The organism is Pseudomonas fluorescens (genome assembly GCF_041354075.1).
In the GTDB taxonomy this organism is placed as follows: domain Bacteria; phylum Pseudomonadota; class Gammaproteobacteria; order Pseudomonadales; family Pseudomonadaceae; genus Aquipseudomonas; species Aquipseudomonas fluorescens_CE.
Window position 1 is genome coordinate 186379 of record NZ_JARZGC010000006.1, and the last position, 15442, is coordinate 201820.

Annotated in this window: 16 protein-coding genes; 12 read left to right on the top strand and 4 right to left on the bottom strand. The window is 63.6% G+C overall.

The features are described from left to right. Positions 1 to 108: 108 nt before the first annotated feature. A complete protein-coding gene (locus QIW53_RS10300; RefSeq protein WP_371049547.1) occupies positions 109 to 924 on the top strand; it encodes a gamma-carboxygeranoyl-CoA hydratase in 816 nt (271 codons plus the stop codon). Further along, the gene (locus QIW53_RS10305; protein ID WP_371049548.1) at positions 924 to 2873 is read left to right on the top strand and encodes an acetyl/propionyl/methylcrotonyl-CoA carboxylase subunit alpha; all 1950 of its coding nucleotides are present in this window, start codon (positions 924 to 926) and stop codon (positions 2871 to 2873) included. The genes QIW53_RS10300 and QIW53_RS10305 overlap by 1 nt, the downstream gene beginning before the upstream one ends. Positions 2874 to 2906: 33 nt before the next feature. Here QIW53_RS10305 and QIW53_RS10310 read toward each other — a convergent pair whose 3' ends face one another. Beyond that, entirely contained in the window at positions 2907 to 3554 is a 648-nt protein-coding gene (locus tag QIW53_RS10310) for a LexA family protein (protein ID WP_371049549.1), read from the bottom strand. A 129-nt stretch (positions 3555 to 3683) separates the two neighbouring features. Between QIW53_RS10310 and QIW53_RS10315 the strand changes: the two genes are divergently transcribed. Then, positions 3684 to 4025: a DUF6124 family protein gene (locus tag QIW53_RS10315; RefSeq protein WP_371049550.1), complete on the top strand. Its 342-nt coding sequence runs from the start codon at positions 3684 to 3686 to the stop codon at positions 4023 to 4025. Between the two features lie 485 nt (positions 4026 to 4510). After that, complete coding sequence (locus QIW53_RS10320) at positions 4511 to 5662, top strand: M14 family metallopeptidase (RefSeq protein WP_371049551.1); 1152 nt, start codon at positions 4511 to 4513, stop codon at positions 5660 to 5662. Positions 5663 to 5726: 64 nt separating this feature from the next. On the opposite strand, the gene QIW53_RS10325 is transcribed toward QIW53_RS10320, so the two are convergent. Together QIW53_RS10325 and QIW53_RS10330 are read right to left on the bottom strand one after the other, a co-directional pair. After that, positions 5727 to 6272 carry a cytochrome b gene (locus QIW53_RS10325; protein WP_371049552.1) on the bottom strand — a complete coding sequence of 182 codons (546 nt, stop codon included), beginning with the start codon at positions 6270 to 6272 and terminating at the stop codon, positions 5727 to 5729. Continuing rightward, the gene (locus QIW53_RS10330) at positions 6269 to 7354 is read right to left on the bottom strand and encodes a catalase family peroxidase (protein WP_371049553.1); all 1086 of its coding nucleotides are present in this window, start codon (positions 7352 to 7354) and stop codon (positions 6269 to 6271) included. The genes QIW53_RS10325 and QIW53_RS10330 overlap by 4 nt, the downstream gene beginning before the upstream one ends. A 158-nt stretch (positions 7355 to 7512) precedes the next feature. On the opposite strand from QIW53_RS10330, the gene QIW53_RS10335 reads away from it, so the two are divergent. Together QIW53_RS10335 and QIW53_RS10340 are read left to right on the top strand one after the other, a co-directional pair. Then, entirely contained in the window at positions 7513 to 8019 is a 507-nt protein-coding gene (locus QIW53_RS10335; protein ID WP_371049554.1) for a sigma-70 family RNA polymerase sigma factor, read from the top strand. Beyond that, positions 8016 to 8768 carry an anti-sigma factor family protein gene (locus QIW53_RS10340; protein WP_371049555.1) on the top strand — a complete coding sequence of 251 codons (753 nt, stop codon included), beginning with the start codon at positions 8016 to 8018 and terminating at the stop codon, positions 8766 to 8768. The genes QIW53_RS10335 and QIW53_RS10340 overlap by 4 nt, the downstream gene beginning before the upstream one ends. A gap of 133 nt (positions 8769 to 8901) precedes the next feature. Here QIW53_RS10340 and QIW53_RS10345 read toward each other — a convergent pair whose 3' ends face one another. After that, positions 8902 to 9738 (bottom strand): IclR family transcriptional regulator, encoded by an 837-nt coding sequence (locus QIW53_RS10345; protein ID WP_371049556.1) that lies wholly within the window; start codon positions 9736 to 9738, stop codon positions 8902 to 8904. A 243-nt stretch (positions 9739 to 9981) separates the two neighbouring features. Here QIW53_RS10345 and QIW53_RS10350 point away from each other — a divergent pair, with 243 nt between their 5' ends. From QIW53_RS10350 to QIW53_RS10375, 6 genes are read left to right on the top strand one after another with little or no spacing between them, the layout of a single operon-like run. Beyond that, the gene (locus QIW53_RS10350; RefSeq protein WP_371049557.1) at positions 9982 to 11001 is read left to right on the top strand and encodes an ABC transporter ATP-binding protein; all 1020 of its coding nucleotides are present in this window, start codon (positions 9982 to 9984) and stop codon (positions 10999 to 11001) included. Next, on the top strand, positions 10998 to 11867 hold the full coding sequence (locus tag QIW53_RS10355) for an ABC transporter permease (RefSeq protein ID WP_371049558.1): 870 nt from the start codon (positions 10998 to 11000) through the stop codon (positions 11865 to 11867). Before QIW53_RS10350 ends, QIW53_RS10355 begins: the two co-directional genes overlap by 4 nt. A gap of 6 nt (positions 11868 to 11873) precedes the next feature. Then, positions 11874 to 12668, top strand: coding sequence for an ABC transporter permease (locus QIW53_RS10360; RefSeq protein ID WP_371049559.1), 795 nt, complete (start codon positions 11874 to 11876; stop codon positions 12666 to 12668). A gap of 7 nt (positions 12669 to 12675) precedes the next feature. Then, positions 12676 to 12966: a (2Fe-2S)-binding protein gene (locus tag QIW53_RS10365; protein ID WP_371049560.1), complete on the top strand. Its 291-nt coding sequence runs from the start codon at positions 12676 to 12678 to the stop codon at positions 12964 to 12966. Beyond that, entirely contained in the window at positions 12963 to 14318 is a 1356-nt protein-coding gene (locus QIW53_RS10370; protein ID WP_371049561.1) for an FAD/NAD(P)-dependent oxidoreductase, read from the top strand. Before QIW53_RS10365 ends, QIW53_RS10370 begins: the two co-directional genes overlap by 4 nt. Beyond that, a complete protein-coding gene (locus QIW53_RS10375) occupies positions 14315 to 15430 on the top strand; it encodes an NAD(P)/FAD-dependent oxidoreductase (RefSeq protein WP_371049562.1) in 1116 nt (371 codons plus the stop codon). The genes QIW53_RS10370 and QIW53_RS10375 overlap by 4 nt, the downstream gene beginning before the upstream one ends. The last annotated feature ends 12 nt before the right edge of the window (positions 15431 to 15442 follow it).

Genomic DNA, 15442 nt, shown 5'->3' on the forward strand with positions numbered 1-15442 from the left:
TGTGGGAGCGGGCTTGCTCGCGAAGCGATAACGCGGTGTATCGGAAAAACCGCAGTGAAGCCTTCGCGAGCGAACCGCTCCCACGAAGACCGTAGAGAACGGAAGAATATGAGCGACTTCAACACCCTCGAGCTGCAGACCGACCCGCGTGGTTTCGCAACGCTGTGGCTCAGCCGCGAAGACAAGAACAATGCGTTCAACGCCGAGATGATCCGTGAACTGATCCTCGCGCTGGACAAGGTATCCACCGATCCGACCCTGCGCTTCCTGCTGTTGCGCGGGCGCGGCAGGCATTTCAGTGCCGGCGCGGACCTGGCCTGGATGCAGCAGTCTGCCGAACTCGACTACCACACCAACCTCGACGACGCCCGGGAACTGGCGGAGTTGATGTACAACCTGGCCAAACTGAAAATCCCGACCCTGGCCGTGGTGCAAGGCGCGGCGTTCGGCGGCGCGCTGGGCCTGATCAGTTGCTGCGACATGGCCATCGGCGCCGACGACGCGCAGTTCTGCCTGTCGGAAGTGCGCATCGGCCTGGCACCGGCGGTGATCAGCCCGTTCGTGGTGCAAGCCATCGGCGAGCGCGCGGCACGGCGTTACGCCCTGACCGCCGAGCGTTTCGGCGGGCAGCGGGCGCGGGAAATCGGCCTGCTGTCCGAGAGTTATCCCGGCGAGGCGCTGGAGCAGCAGGTCGAACAGTGGATCGCCAACCTGCTGCTTAACAGCCCGGCCGCCATGCGCGCCAGCAAGGACCTGCTGCGCGAAGTCGGCAGCGGTGCGCTGACCCCGGCGCTGCGCCGCTACACCGAAAATGCCATCGCCCGTATCCGCGTCAGCCCTGAAGGCCAGGAAGGCTTGCGCGCCTTCCTGCAAAAACGTCCGCCGAACTGGCAGGCCGCAACCACAGCCAAGGAGCCGCGTTGATGAACGCCCCCGTCATAACCTCTCTGCTGGTGGCCAACCGGGGTGAAATCGCCTGCCGGGTGATGCGCACCGCCAAGGCCCTGGGCCTGACGACCGTCGCCGTGCACAGCGCCACCGACCGTGACGCCCGGCACAGCCGCGAAGCGGATATCCGGGTCGATCTGGGCGGCAGCAAGGCCGCCGACAGCTACCTGCAAATCGATAAACTGATCGCCGCCGCCAAGGTCAGCGGAGCCCAGGCGATCCATCCAGGTTATGGCTTCCTGTCGGAGAACGCCGGCTTCGCCCGTGCGATCGAAGCCGCCGGCCTGATCTTCCTCGGCCCGCCCGCGTCGGCCATCGATGCCATGGGCAGCAAGTCAGCCGCCAAAGCCCTGATGGAAACCGCCGGCGTGCCGCTAGTGCCCGGGTATCACGGTGAAGCCCAGGACTTCGACACCTTCCGCGAGGCCTGCGAACGCATCGGCTACCCGGTGCTGCTCAAGGCCACGGCAGGGGGTGGTGGCAAGGGCATGAAAGTGGTCGAGGATGTCAGCCAACTGGCCGAAGCCCTGGCTTCGGCCCAGCGTGAGGCGCAATCCTCGTTCGGCGATTCGCGGATGCTGGTCGAGAAGTACCTGCTCAAACCGCGCCACGTGGAAATCCAGATCTTCGCCGACCAGCACGGCCACTGCCTGTACCTCAATGAACGCGACTGCTCGATTCAGCGCCGGCACCAGAAAGTCGTCGAGGAAGCCCCCGCCCCGGGTCTCGGCCCGCAACTGCGCCGAGCCATGGGCGAAGCGGCCGTGCGTTCGGCGCAGGCCATCGGTTATGTCGGTGCCGGAACCGTGGAGTTTCTGCTGGATGCGCGCGACGAGTTTTTCTTCATGGAGATGAACACGCGCCTGCAGGTAGAACACCCGGTCACCGAAGCCATCACCGGCCTTGATCTGGTGGCCTGGCAAATTCGTGTGGCCCGTGGCGAAGCACTGCCGATCACCCAGGATCAGGTACCCTTGAACGGACATGCCATTGAAGTGCGCCTGTACGCTGAAGACCCTGCAAATGATTTCCTGCCGGCCACCGGGCGTTTGGCGTTGTATCGCGAATCCGCTGCGGGTGCGGGACGACGCGTCGACAGTGGCGTCGAAGAAGGCGACGAGATTTCGCCGTTCTACGACCCCATGATCGGCAAGCTGATCGCCTGGGGTGAAGATCGCGAACAGGCGCGGTTGCGTCTGCTGGGCATGCTCGATGAATTTGCGATTGGCGGCCTCAAGACCAACATCGGTTTCCTGCGCCGCATCATCGGCCATCCCGCCTTTGCGGCGGCGGAGCTCGATACCGGTTTCATTCCACGTTACCAGGACCAGTTGCTGCCGGCTCCAACGGGCCTGAGCGACGCGTTCTGGGAAGCGGCGGCGCAGGCATTTGCGCAAAGTCAGCGGGGCATCGCCCGCGCTGATGACCTGAGTTCACCCTGGGGCAACGGCAACGGTTTCCGAAGCGGTCTGCCGGCAGAGATCGCCCTGCATTTGAGTTGCGATGGCCAGGACCGCGCGCTGACATTGGCCGATTCCGGCGCGACGCGGCTTGAGGGCGAACACCTGTCGATCGACCATGACGGGGTGCGCCGCCAGCATCGGGCGATCCGCCAGGACGGTGTGGTGTATTTGCAGTGGGAAGGCGAACTGCGCCGCATCGAGGCCTACGACCCGATCAGCGCGGTCGAAGCCGGTCACAGCCATCAGGGCGGGCTCACGGCACCGATGAACGGCAGCATCGTGCGAGTGCTGGTGGAGGCCGGGCAGACGGTCGAGGCCGGCGCGCAGCTGGTGGTGCTCGAAGCGATGAAAATGGAGCACAGCATTCGCGCGCCCCACGCCGGGGTGATCAAGGCGCTGTATTGCCAGGAAGGCGAAATGGTCGGCGAAGGCAGCGCACTGGTGGAGCTGGAGCAGGCGTGAAATGAAGCACGGTCCTGCGCCTGGCGCGGACCGTCAGAACCTGGCCGTGGCCTGAACCACCACGCCGATGATTCGGCACGCGTCGGTGTACAGGGCCTTCGGGTACGTCGGATTGAGCGGGACCAGATAACGCTGCCCGCCCTCTTCGATCAGCTTGCGAAAGGTCGCCTCGGTGCTGTCCGCCCATTGTGCGATCACCAGTTTACCGGGCTCAGGGACGATGGCCGGGTCCACCAGGATCATCATGCCCTCAGCGACACTGACACCACTGGGCGCCGTCATCGCATCGCCCACCACCGGCAACCAGAACGCCGCACCTTGGGCGTGATAGTCGGTGAGTTCGAATCGCCCCTTGTCATAGGCCTTTTGTGTGCTCTCGCGCACCTCGCAGGGTTCGCGCCAGTCGCTGACAGGGTAACGGAAATACGGGTTGTATTTGCGCACCAGGTCCAGGCCCTCCTGCGTCGACGGGTCGGGCTCGCGAATGACCAGCGCCACTTCGAGAAAATCCATGCCGAGCGCCCTCAGTACCCGGTTCATGTCGTCGATGCCGGGTTGCCGACGCTTGTTCAGCCAATGACCGATGCCGCCCTGGGACATCCCGAGGCGCTCGGCGAGTATCTCCTGAGTGACGTTGAGTTCACTCATCTTGGCCTTGACCAACTCAATCCATTTATCCATGTGCGGCACGATACGTCGAGGCCCGAATCCATCAAAACACAAGTTGTAGTATTTAAATCCTAGTCACAAATACAGACTGTACTAATATCGTGTGACGGATTTGAGTCAATCACGGAGCTTGCCATCAGCATGAACATTCCCATTAACGAGCTGCCCGATCTGCCCATCGACACGTCCCTCACCACTCCCCAGGGCTCGGCCGCCGCGCAGCGGGCGCTGGACTATTACTTGAAACCATCTGTGTCGGAAGACGTGGTTGAAGAGCGTTTCTTCGATGTAAACCGCAACATCAGCAGCGAGGAGGCGCTGGTTCGGGCGTCGGATCTGTTGCGCTGCGCCGCCGCCACGGCGAACGAGTCGGCAAGCCATCTGCTGGGGGCTCACCGGGATCTGGCGTTTTCCACGGTGCACATGATCGATATGGCCAAGGCGTTGCTGGACCGTTCCCTGGATGGAATCGAGCAGGCATAAGGCTGGAGGGGGAGTTGGAAAGGCGCGGGAAAAGAAATTTTCAATCGGGCAGATAAAATCGTTTGACTTGCAAACGAGAATGATTATTATTGCACTCAGCTGGTCGCGAGATCAGTCGATTGTCCAAGTGACCTTAGGTCGGTCTCCTGGACTATCTCCTCATCAGGCTAATCACGGTTTTTGACCCGGCTTTTTGCCGGGTCTTTTTTTTGCCAGTTATTCTGGCTTGACCTTCAGGCTAATGAAGTCTTTGGTGCTGCGAATTCGATGGCGCGGATAATATCAAAAGAATATCGGTTGGCAAGAGAAGCCCGGCAGCATCGGACAAAACAATCGCCAAATAGCACTTGAGAATCAATCTCATAATCACTAAGCTGCTGGCGCGTCAAGGAAGACGCCCCCCGCTACGCCCCTGCAATTTCCCCCGGTTTTTCCCTCCCCAGCGTGTAAAGTATCAGCCATAAAAATCATATTCAGGAACCGATATGACCGTGGCCAAATCCTCTTTCACAATCACCTCGAACTTCGACAGCGGCAATATTGAAGTACTGGACATCAGCAATCCGCTCCAGGCGCTGCTGGCCATCAAGCCTGACACCCGTAGCCCGCACTTCCAATGGTTTCACTTCAAGGCCAGCGGCCTGCACGTGGGCCAGGACCACTGGTTTCGCTTGAGCAACGCCAGCAAATCTTCCTACAACAAGGCCTGGACCGGTTATCAGGCGGTGGCCTCCTACGATCACGTCAACTGGTTCCGGGTACCGACCATTTTCGAAGGCGACGCGCTGCGCTTCAGCCTGGAGGCGACAGCCACCCACGCCTGGTTTGCCTACTTCGAACCCTACAGCCGCGGCCGTCATGACTGGCTGATCGAACAGGCGCTGACCAAGGCCGGCACCGAATTGCTGGCCACTGGCAAGAGCGTTGAAGGACGCGACATTCAATTGCTGCGCAAAGGCACCGGTGCCGAAGGTCAGCGCAAGGTGTGGATCATCGCTCAACAACACCCCGGCGAACACATGGCCGAATGGTTCATGGAAGGCGTGATCGAGCGCCTGGAACACCAGGACGATCCGGTGCTGAACAAACTGCTGGCCAGCGCCGACCTGTACCTGGTGCCCAACATGAACCCGGATGGCGCCTTCCACGGTCACCTGCGCACCAACGCGATGGGCCAGGACCTCAACCGCGCCTGGCAGAATGCGAGTCCGGAAATCAGCCCGGAGGTGTTCTTCGTTCAGCAGCAGATGGAACAGTACGGCGTCGACCTGTTCATCGACGTCCACGGTGACGAGGAAATCCCCCACGTGTTCACCGCAGCATGCGAAGGCAATCCAGGCTACACGCCGCGCATCGAACAACTCGAAGAGCAGTTCCGCAGCCATCTGAAACACACCACCAAGGACTTCCAGACCAAATACGGTTACGTGCGTGACGAGCCGGGCAAGGCCAACATGACCCTGGCCTGCAACGCCGTGGGCCAGAAGTACGACTGCCTGTCGCTGACCCTGGAAATGCCCTTCAAGGACCACGACGACCACCCGAACCCGTTAACGGGATGGTCCGGCAAGCGTTCGAAGCAGTTGGGCAAGGATGTGTTGACCACGGTGGCCGATATGGTCGACAGCCTGCGTTGATCGTTACCTGATGCAGCGGATCGCCGCCTCCGTCCGAAGGCGGCGATCTTTTTTCAAGGCGCCACTACCCGCGATCTTTCCCCCGCAACATGCTGTCCAGCACGTCATCCCGTCTTACCCATCCATGAAACAACGCTGCCGCCAGGTGCAGCAGCACCGTCAGAAACAGCAGGTACGCCAGGTACCCGTGGGCCTTGCGCAGGAACGCGAACATCTGAGCATCGGCCGGTACGATCGAGGGTAGCTGCAACGAGCTGCTGAGCATCACCGGTTCGCCCGATGCCGAAATCATCGCCCAGCCCAGCAACGGCAACACCAGCATCAAGGCGTACAGCAGAACGTGTGAAGCCTTGGCCGCCAACGCCTGCCAGCCCGGTAGATCCGCCGGCAGCGGTGGCTGATGCGTGGAAAACCGCACGCCCAGGCGCACGACCGCCAGCAGCAGAATGGCCACGCCCAGCGGTTTGTGCAGATGGATCAGCCACTCGTGGCGCTCCGAGACAGACGCGACCATGCCGGCACCGATGAACAGCATGGCGATGATCATCAGCGCCATCAGCCAGTGCAGCAGCCGCGCCAGCGGGGCGAAATGGTTCGGTTGGGCGCTCATGGTCGAGCCTCCTGTTGGGCGGCGGGCAATTGGCTGACTTCACTGGTGCGGCGCAGGTAGGAATTGGCGTAGCCGGCTGAACGAGCGGCCAGCAACGGGTCGTCGGAACCTTCGATGCCGGCCGGCAGCACCAGCGGGTCATAGTTGATGTCCCGGCATTCGCCATCGAGTTGCGGCTGGGTGCTTTCCAGGACCAAGGTGCCGGCGTTCACCACCTTGCGACCTTCGGGCCAGGGTTTGCTGGCGTCGTTGACCGGGTCTTCGGGATTGGCGAGGGTGATCATCAACTGCCAGCGCAACGGACCCGTGGCGATGCGCTGCACCAGGTCCTTCTCGAGAAAATCACTGCCCTCGGGCGCCGTCGCTCCTGGCGCGTCCTTGGCCTGGGGCACCATGTTCCAGCGCACGGCCTGCTTCTGCGCGGTCGCATTGACCAGGTAAAACGCGTTGACGCTGTTGTAGGTTTCCGTCACGTAACTGGCCGAGGGTTTCGCGGTTTTGACCCAGGCCAGAAACGGTGCGGCCTCCGGGTGCGAACTGAAGAACGCGGGCACGGCCGCCGGGTCGGGCTTGCCGGTCGACGGCAGTGGCGACAGCGCCTGCTGAAATTGATAGAACGCCTCGGGCGTGCCCACCGGGAATACCGGCATGCTGTTCATGCCCGTGCGCCACTGTTGACCGTTGGCCTGGGTGAAGCGCAACGCCAGGCTGCGGATCGGTACGGCGCCATCCGGTGCATAGGGACTGCCGGCCGGCAAGGCGAAACGCCCGACCACCGGGGTGCGGGCCTCGTTGAAGACCTGTGCGGTGGAGTAACTGCGCGCCTCGCCGCTGCTCTCGAAGTGCCCGATCACGCACACACCCTTGGCGTGGTTGCGACGAAATCCCGGATGGACGCCGTTATTGGTTTCCAGCACGTTGATCAGTTTCTTCGGTGTCAGACGTTGTGGATCGAATGTGCCATTGACGTAGGCAAATGCCCCGGCCACTGCACCGACGACCACGGCGATGGCGGCCAGGCGCAGGATCAGGCTTGTGCCACTCAAGGGCGGCCGGGTGGGCGGTGATGAGCGATCTACCATGAAAGACTCCAGGGCCAGTGGCCGCAAGGGGGAAGAATCAGGCAGACGTACCGCACACGGGTTTATTCCATCGCCCGGTTTTTATTTTCCAGGACGTGGAATAACCTCGACTGCCGGGCGTCTCTCTAGTCCACAGCGTAGTGACCCGCCAGAACCTGATGAACGAAATCGACGAACAACTGCGAGAAATCATTCCCAGATTGCGAAGGTTTGCCCTGTCGTTGACGCGCAATCCCAGCAGCGCCGACGACCTGGTGCAGTCGTGCCTGGAGCGCGCGTTGTCGAGTTGGGGCGACAAACGTGCCGAGGGCGATTTGCGTGCCTGGCTGTTTGCGATCCTGTACCGGCAGTTTCTCGACGCGCACCGGCGCTCGCGGCGTTATGCGCGGATGCTCGAATTCTTTACCGGGCGCGACGACAGCCAACCGTCGGCAGAGCGCACGGTGCTCGCCCAGTCGGCCCTGCAGGCGTTCGACCAGCTCACCACCGAGCAACGCGCCCTGTTGCTCTGGGTGTCGGTCGAAGGCCTGAGCTACAAGGAAGTCGCCGCGATTCTCGACGTTCCCATCGGCACCGTCATGTCGCGGCTGTCCCGTGCCCGCCAGGCCCTGCGCCAGCTCAGCGACGGCGAAATCACCCGCCCTTCCCTGCGGAGACTCAAATGATCAGCATGCCCCCGAGCGAGCGCGACCTGCACGCGTATGTCGACCACCAACTCGATGAGGACGACCGACGCCTGGTGGAAACCTTCCTGGCCGGCAACCCGTCGCTCTCTGCGCAAGTCCGCGCCTGGCAGCAGGACGCCCGGCAACTGCGTGCGGCCCTGGGCGGCGCCTTGCAGCAACCCGCCAACCCGGCACTCGACCCGGCGCTGATCCGCCAGCGCCTCAAGCGCCAGTCGCGTCGTCACCTGGCCAGCGCCGCCGTGCTGCTGATTGCCGTGAGCATTGGCGGTTTCAGTGGCTGGAAAGCCCGGGAAATGACCCTGCTCAGCGCCGCTCAACCGATGGCCGACGCGATGCAGGCCTATCGCCTGTTTGCCCAGCAAGGCATGCTGCCGGCCGACTACAAGGTCAGCGACAGCGGCGACATGCAAGGCTGGCTCGACCGCTATTTCACCCGGGCCAATCGCCTGCCCGACCTGTCCCGGGCTGGCTTCAGGCCCGTCAGCGGGCGCCTGCTCAGCACCGAACAGGGGCCGGCGGCGATGGTGGTTTACGAGGACGGCAGCGGGGCCAAAATCAGCTTCTACGTGCGCCCGCCAGGGCCGAGAAACTTCATGCTGCCACGGGGCAGCCGCAGTGATGGCGAGTTGCAGGCCGAGTATTGGTCGGGCGGTGGGTATAACTATGCGATGGTCAGCCCGAACGATACCGAGGCGGCGCAGATGCTCAGGCAGACTGTGCAGTTCTGACCCCACCACTCCACTGTAGGAGCGAGCATGCTCGCGATGGTCGTCAACGATGACGCGGGCATTCTGGCGACCCGCGGCGCCCTTCAGTCCATCGCGAGCATGCTCGCTCCTACAGGGGTCAATCCGGGTTATCTCAAGTTTGCCCAAACACCTGCGAAGGCCTGCGCAGCAGTGGATCGAACGGGTTGATTCGCGGCCCGATCAGCGCCGCTTCGCGCTTGAGCATGTCGACCACCGTCGGCAAGCGGTCCGGGCCCAGCCGGTCGCTGATCGTGGCGACACTCAGCGCCGCCACCGCTCGGCCCTCTCGATCCAGGATGGGTACAGCCAAACCGGCCATGCCCTGCAGCACGCCCGTGTTGCGTCCGGCATAGCCCAGGGCGCGGACGTTGTCGACTTCCGAGCGCAGGAACACCTCGTCGTACAGATGAAAGTCCTTGAGCCGCGGCAGGTTGTAGCGGATCACCGTGTCCCGCTCTTCCTCCGGCAGGAACGCCAGAATCGCCAGGCTGCCCTGGCCCACGCCCAACGCCACTCGCCCGCCGATGTCACCGGTAAAGGTGCGGATCGGAAACGGCCCCTCGCTGCGGTCCAGGCAAATCGCGTCGAACCCACTGCGCGCCAGCAGGAACAGGGAATCCCCCAGCGACGCGCTAAGCCGCAGCAGCGAAGGCCGCGCCAACTCCCGCAGATTGCCGGTATTGCCCGCCCGGGCGGCGAGCGCGAAGAACTCCAGGCTCAGGCGATAACGCTTGCTGCGCGCATCCTGCTCGACCATGCCCTCGTCCATCAAGCTGCGTAACAGGCGATGCGTGGTCGGTTGCGACAAACCGATGCGCTGGGCCAGTTGCGTCACTCGCTCCCCGCCCTCGACGGTGTCACCCAGGGTGCGCAGCACGGCGAACAGCCTCGAAACCGCCCCCACGCCGACATCATTTCGATTTTCATTCCGCTCAGTGGAATCATTCATGTATTTTCTCAGCATGTTATTTATTCACTGAATGAAACTGAAAATAGTCATCTGTTCAGTGAAATAGACCATTGAGCCCATCCTAGTCTTCGTCCTACTCTGCGTCCATACAGGGGCGATTCGAACAACAGCGGCAGCCGACTCAAGTCGAGCGCCAACGCACCCCGCAAGACCTTTCGTATCTGCCCATACAAAAAAGCGCGTCCCCCGGCCGCGCATAACAATCTCAGGTGGAGCGCAGTTATGGCTTTCGTGCAACTTGAAGGACTCGGCAAACGCTATGGCGAGATCGACGCCGTGGTGGCCACCCATCTCTCGGTCGAAAAAGGCGAATTCGTCTCGCTGCTCGGCCCCTCCGGCTGCGGCAAGACTACGACCCTGCAAATGATCGCCGGCTTCGTCGAAGTCACCAGCGGGCGCATCCTGCTCGACGGTCGCGACATCACCCACGCCAAACCCGCCAGCCGTGGGCTGGGCGTGGTGTTCCAAAGCTACGCGCTGTTCCCGCACATGACCGTCAAGGACAACGTCGCCTTCGGCCTGCGCATGCGCAAGGTGCCCAATGGTGAATTGCAGCAGCGCGTGGAACGTGTACTGAAACTGGTGCGCCTGGACCAGCATACCGAACGCTACCCACGGGAACTGTCCGGCGGCCAACGCCAGCGGGTGGCGCTGGCCCGAGCGCTGGTGATCGAACCGCCGGTGTTGCTGCTCGACGAACCGCTGTCCAACCTCGACGCCAACCTGCGTGAAGAGATGCAGTTCGAGATTCGCCGCATCCAGCGCGAAGTCGGCATCACCACCCTGATGGTCACGCATGACCAGTCCGAAGCGCTGTCCATCAGCGACCGGGTGGTGGTCATGCAGGCCGGGCGCATCACCCAGATCGACGCGCCCTACACCCTGTACGAACACCCGCGCACCGAGTTCATTTCCGGCTTCGTTGGCAAGGCCAATCTGCTGCCGGGCAAGCGTGACGGCGCGGGTGTGGTCCAGGTCAGCGCCGGCGGGGAATTGACCCTCAGCCTGCGCCCGGAAAAAATCGACCTGCGCGAGGCCGGCGCTGGCCGCGTCCAGGGCCGTATCGTCAGCCGCTTCTTCCTGGGCAGCCAATGGCTGTACGGCGTGTCCACCGACCTGGGCGAACTCTGCGTCGTGCGGCGCAACGACGGCTCGGCACCGATGAACGAAGGCACGGCGGTGGGCCTGGACTGGGACACATCCCTGCTGCGGCTGCTGAACGTCGACGAGGTGTCGGCATGAGCACGCTTGCCGCGTTGCGTCAGGGACGCCAGGGCTACCTGCTCTCGGCACCGGCGCTGGCCCTCTATGTCTGCCTGCTGGTCATCCCGTTGCTGCTGACCCTGGTGTTGTCGTTCAACGTGTTCGACTACGGCTCGGGCATCAATAACGAGGCGTACACCCTCGAGCACTACAGCAGCCTGCTGGGCGATCCGTATTTCTACGAGATCTTCCTGCGCACCTTCTGGATCAGCGCCCTGACCACCCTGCTGTGCGTGTTGATCGGCGTGCCCGAGGCCTACATCCTCAGCCGCATGGGCGCGCCCTGGCGCTCTATTTTCCTGATCGTGATCCTCACCCCGCTGCTGATTTCGGTGGTGGTGCGCGCCTTCGGCTGGAGCCTCCTGCTCGGTGCCGACGGCCTGGTCAACCAGGTGTTGCAAGCCCTCGGCGGCTCACCGATGAAACTGCTCTACACCCCGTTCGCGGTCGTGATTGCGCTGGTTCACGTGATGCTGCCGTTCATGATCATTCCGGTCTGGACGTCCCTGCAAAAGCTCGACCCCGCCGCCGAACAGGCTGCGCTGTCGCTTGGTGCCAGCCATTTCACGGTGATTCGCAAAGTGGTGCTGCCGCAGATCATGCCCGGCGTGCTCTCCGGCACCCTCATCGTCTTCGGCCTGGCCGCCAGTTCGTTCGCCATTCCCGGCCTGCTCGGCGGGCGCCGGATCAAGATGGTCGCCACGCTGATCTACGACCAGTACCTGTCGGAGCTCAACTGGCCGATGGGCGCGGCCATCGCCGTCGCCCTGCTGCTGCTCAACCTGCTGATCATGCTGTCGTGGAACCGGATGATCGAAGGCCGCTACAAGAAGTCACTGGGATAACTCGTCATGTCCAAGAACGGTCCTTTCGCCCTGCTGTTCCATGCCCTGGTGGTGCTGTTCATGCTCGCGCCGCTGGTGGTGGTGTGCCTCGTGGCCTTCACTCCGGAAAACACCCTGAGCCTGCCGACCACCGAGTTTTCCCTGCGCTGGTTCCGCGCCGTGTTCGAGCGCGCCGACTTTATCGACGCCTTCTACAACAGCCTGATCCTGGCGTTCAGCGCCGCCAGCCTGGCGACCTTGATCGCCGTACCGGCGGCGCTGGCGATCACCCGCTTCGAGTTTCCCGGCCGGGGCTTTCTCAACGGCTTGTTCCTGTCGCCGATCATCATTCCGCACCTGGTGCTGGGGGTGGCCCTGCTGCGCCTGTTCGCACTGATGGGGGTCAACGGCAGCTTCGCCTGGCTGATCTTTGCCCACGTGCTGGTGATCACCCCCTATGTGTTGCGCCTGGTATTGGCCTCGGCCATCGGCCTGGACCGCAGCGCCGAGCACGCCGCGCAATCGCTGGGCGCCGGACGCTTCACGCTGTTCCGCCAGATCACCTTGCCGATGATTCTGCCGGGGGTTGCCGGTGGCTGGTTGCTGGCGTTCATCAACAGTTTCGACGAGGTCACGCTGTCGATCTTCGTCACCTCCCCGGCCACGCAGACCCTGCCAGTACGGATGTACGTGTACGCGACCGAATCCATCGATCCGATGATGGCGGCGGTCTCGGCCCTGGTGATTGCGCTGACGGCGCTGACCATGATTCTGCTCGATCGGGTCTACGGCCTGGATCGGGTGCTGGTGGGTAAACAATGAGGGCGCCATGGCTTTGCTGAAACGACTGGCCGAGGGCGACCGCCCGGCCGTGCACTTTACCCTCGACGGCCAGCCGGCCAGCGGACTGCTGGGCGACACCGTGCTGACGGCGGTGCTGACCTGCAGCGACCACCTGCGCGGCAGCGACTTCAGCGCCGAGCCCCGCGCCGGGTTCTGCCTGATGGGGGCGTGCCAGGACTGCTGGGTCCGCCTGGCCGACGGCCGCCGCGTGCGCGCGTGTTCGACGCTGCTTGAGGGCGGTGAATCGATCAGCCGTGAACCGGGGCGAACGATATGAATCCGGTCATTGTTGTGGGTGCCGGCCCCGCCGGAATTCGTGCAGCCCAGACGCTGGTAGCCCATGGCGTGCGCCCGGTGCTGCTGGACGAAGCGGCGCGCGGTGGCGGGCAGATCTATCGGCGTCAGCCGGTCAACTTCAAGCGTTCGGCCGTCAAGCTCTACGGCTTTGAAGCACGCAAGGCCACTGCGCTGCACCAGACCCTCGATGCCTTGCGCGAACAGCTCGACTATCGCCCCGACACCCTGGTGTGGAACGCCGAGGACAGCGCGCTCGATACCCTGCACGAGGGCCGTGCCGCACGCCTGGCGTTCTCCCGGGTGATCGTCGCCACCGGTGCCACCGACCGGGTATTGCCGGTGCCGGGCTGGACCCTGCCGGGCGTGTACAGCCTCGGCGCTGCGCAAATCGCCCTGAAATTCCAGGGTTGCGCCATTGGTGAACGCGTGGCGTTCGCCGGCAGCGGCCCCTTGCTGTACCTGGTGGCCTATCAATACGCCAAGGCCGGGGCGAAGGTCGTCGCGGTACTCGACAGCGCCCCGTTCAGCGCTCAGGCCCGTGCCCTGCCCGGCCTGCTGGCGCAACCGGCCACCCTGGCCAAAGGCATTTATTACCGCAGTTGGTTGACGACCCATGGCATCCCTGTGCATCAGGGTGCGACCCTGAAACAGATCGACGGCGAGCACCGGGTGCAGTCGCTGAACTGGACCGACAGCCGTGGCGAACATCACCTGGCGTGCGATGCCGTGGCGTTTGCCCATGGCCTGCGCAGCGAAACCCAGCTCGCCGATCTGCTCGGTTGCGCCTTCACCTGGAACCCGCTCAACCGCGCGTGGCTGCCACAGCGCGACAGCGCCGGCCGCAGCAGTGTCAGCGAGGTTTACCTGGCCGGAGACAGTGCCGGCATCATGGGCGCGGACGCGGCGGAAATGGCCGGCGAACGCGCAGCACTTTCCCTGCTGGAAGACAGCGGCTTTCTGATCCAGCCACAGCGCGGCGTGCAACTGGAACACGCGCTGGGGCGAACCGAGCGCTTCCGCCACGGCCTGGAACGCGCCTTCGTATTCCCCGAGGACTGGGCAGCCAACACCGCCGACAACGTGATGATCTGCCGTTGCGAAGAAGTGCGCGCCGGGGACATCCGTGACGTCGTGCGCGAAGGCCACTGGGAAATCAATCGGGTCAAGGCCCATTGCCGGGTCGGCATGGGGCGCTGTCAGGGACGGATGTGCGGTGCCGCCGCCGCAGAAATCATTGCCTGCGAGAGTCAGCGCCCGCTGTCGGAAATCGGCCGGCTGCGGGCCCAGGCGCCGATCAAGCCCTTGCCGTTCGGCCTGGAGATCGAGCCATGATCGATGTCGATGCAGTGATCATTGGCGGCGGCATTGTCGGTTCATCCGCTGCGCTGTTTTTGAGCCAGACCGGTCAGCGGGTGGCACTGCTGGAGCGAGACTTCTGTGGCTCGCACTCCAGTGGCGTGAACTACGGCGGCGTGCGCCGTCAGGGTCGGCCGTTGTCCCAACTGCCGCTGTCGCAACGGGCGCACGAGATCTGGGGGCGCTTGCCGCAGTTGATCGGCATCGACGGCGAATATCAGCGCAGCGGACATTTGAAACTGGCGCGCAGCCTCGACGATCTGCGCGCCCTTCACGACTACGCCGCCAGCAGCCAGGGCTTTGGCCTGGATTTGCAGTTGCTCGATCAGGCGCAGTTGCGGGCGCGCTTTCCATGGGTCGGCGAGGTGGCGGTCGGTGCCTCGTTTTGCCCCGATGACGGCCACGCCAACCCGCGCCTGGTCTCCCCGGCCTTTGCCCAGGCAGCGCGGCGCCACGGTGCGCAGGTGCATGAACAATGCGCAGTCAGTGCGGTGGAGCACGACGGCCAGCGCTTTCGCGTCAGCACGCAAAGCGGCCTCGAACTGCGCGCGCCCTGGCTGTTGAACTGTGCCGGCGCCTGGGCGGGAACCCTGGCCGAACACTTCGGCGAAGCAGTGCCGATGCACGCCGGGCACCCGGCGATGCTGGTCACCGAACCTTTGCCGCTGGTGATGGATGCCAGCACCGGCGTCGAAGGCGGCGGCATCTATGCGCGTCAGGTTGCGCGGGGCAATTGCGTATTGGGCGGCGGCCAGGGCTTTGCCCTCGACACGGCCCGTGCGCGCCCCGGCCAGCACGCGGTGATCGAGATCCTGCGCCAGGCCGTCGAGCTGTACCCGTTTCTCGAAGGCGCCCAGGCCATTCGCACCTGGAGCGGCACTGAAGGTTACCTGCCCGATCGCCAGCCGGTGATCGGCCACAGCGGCACCCAAACCGGTCTGTTGCATGGGTTCGGCTTTGCCGGCGCCGGCTTCCAGATCGGCCCTGCGGTGGGCCAGGCGCTCACCGAGATCATCTGCAGCGGCGCTTCAACCACGTCGCTGGATGCGTTTTCCATCACCCGGTTTCACTCCATCTCCGCAGCTTGATAGAGGAAGGTC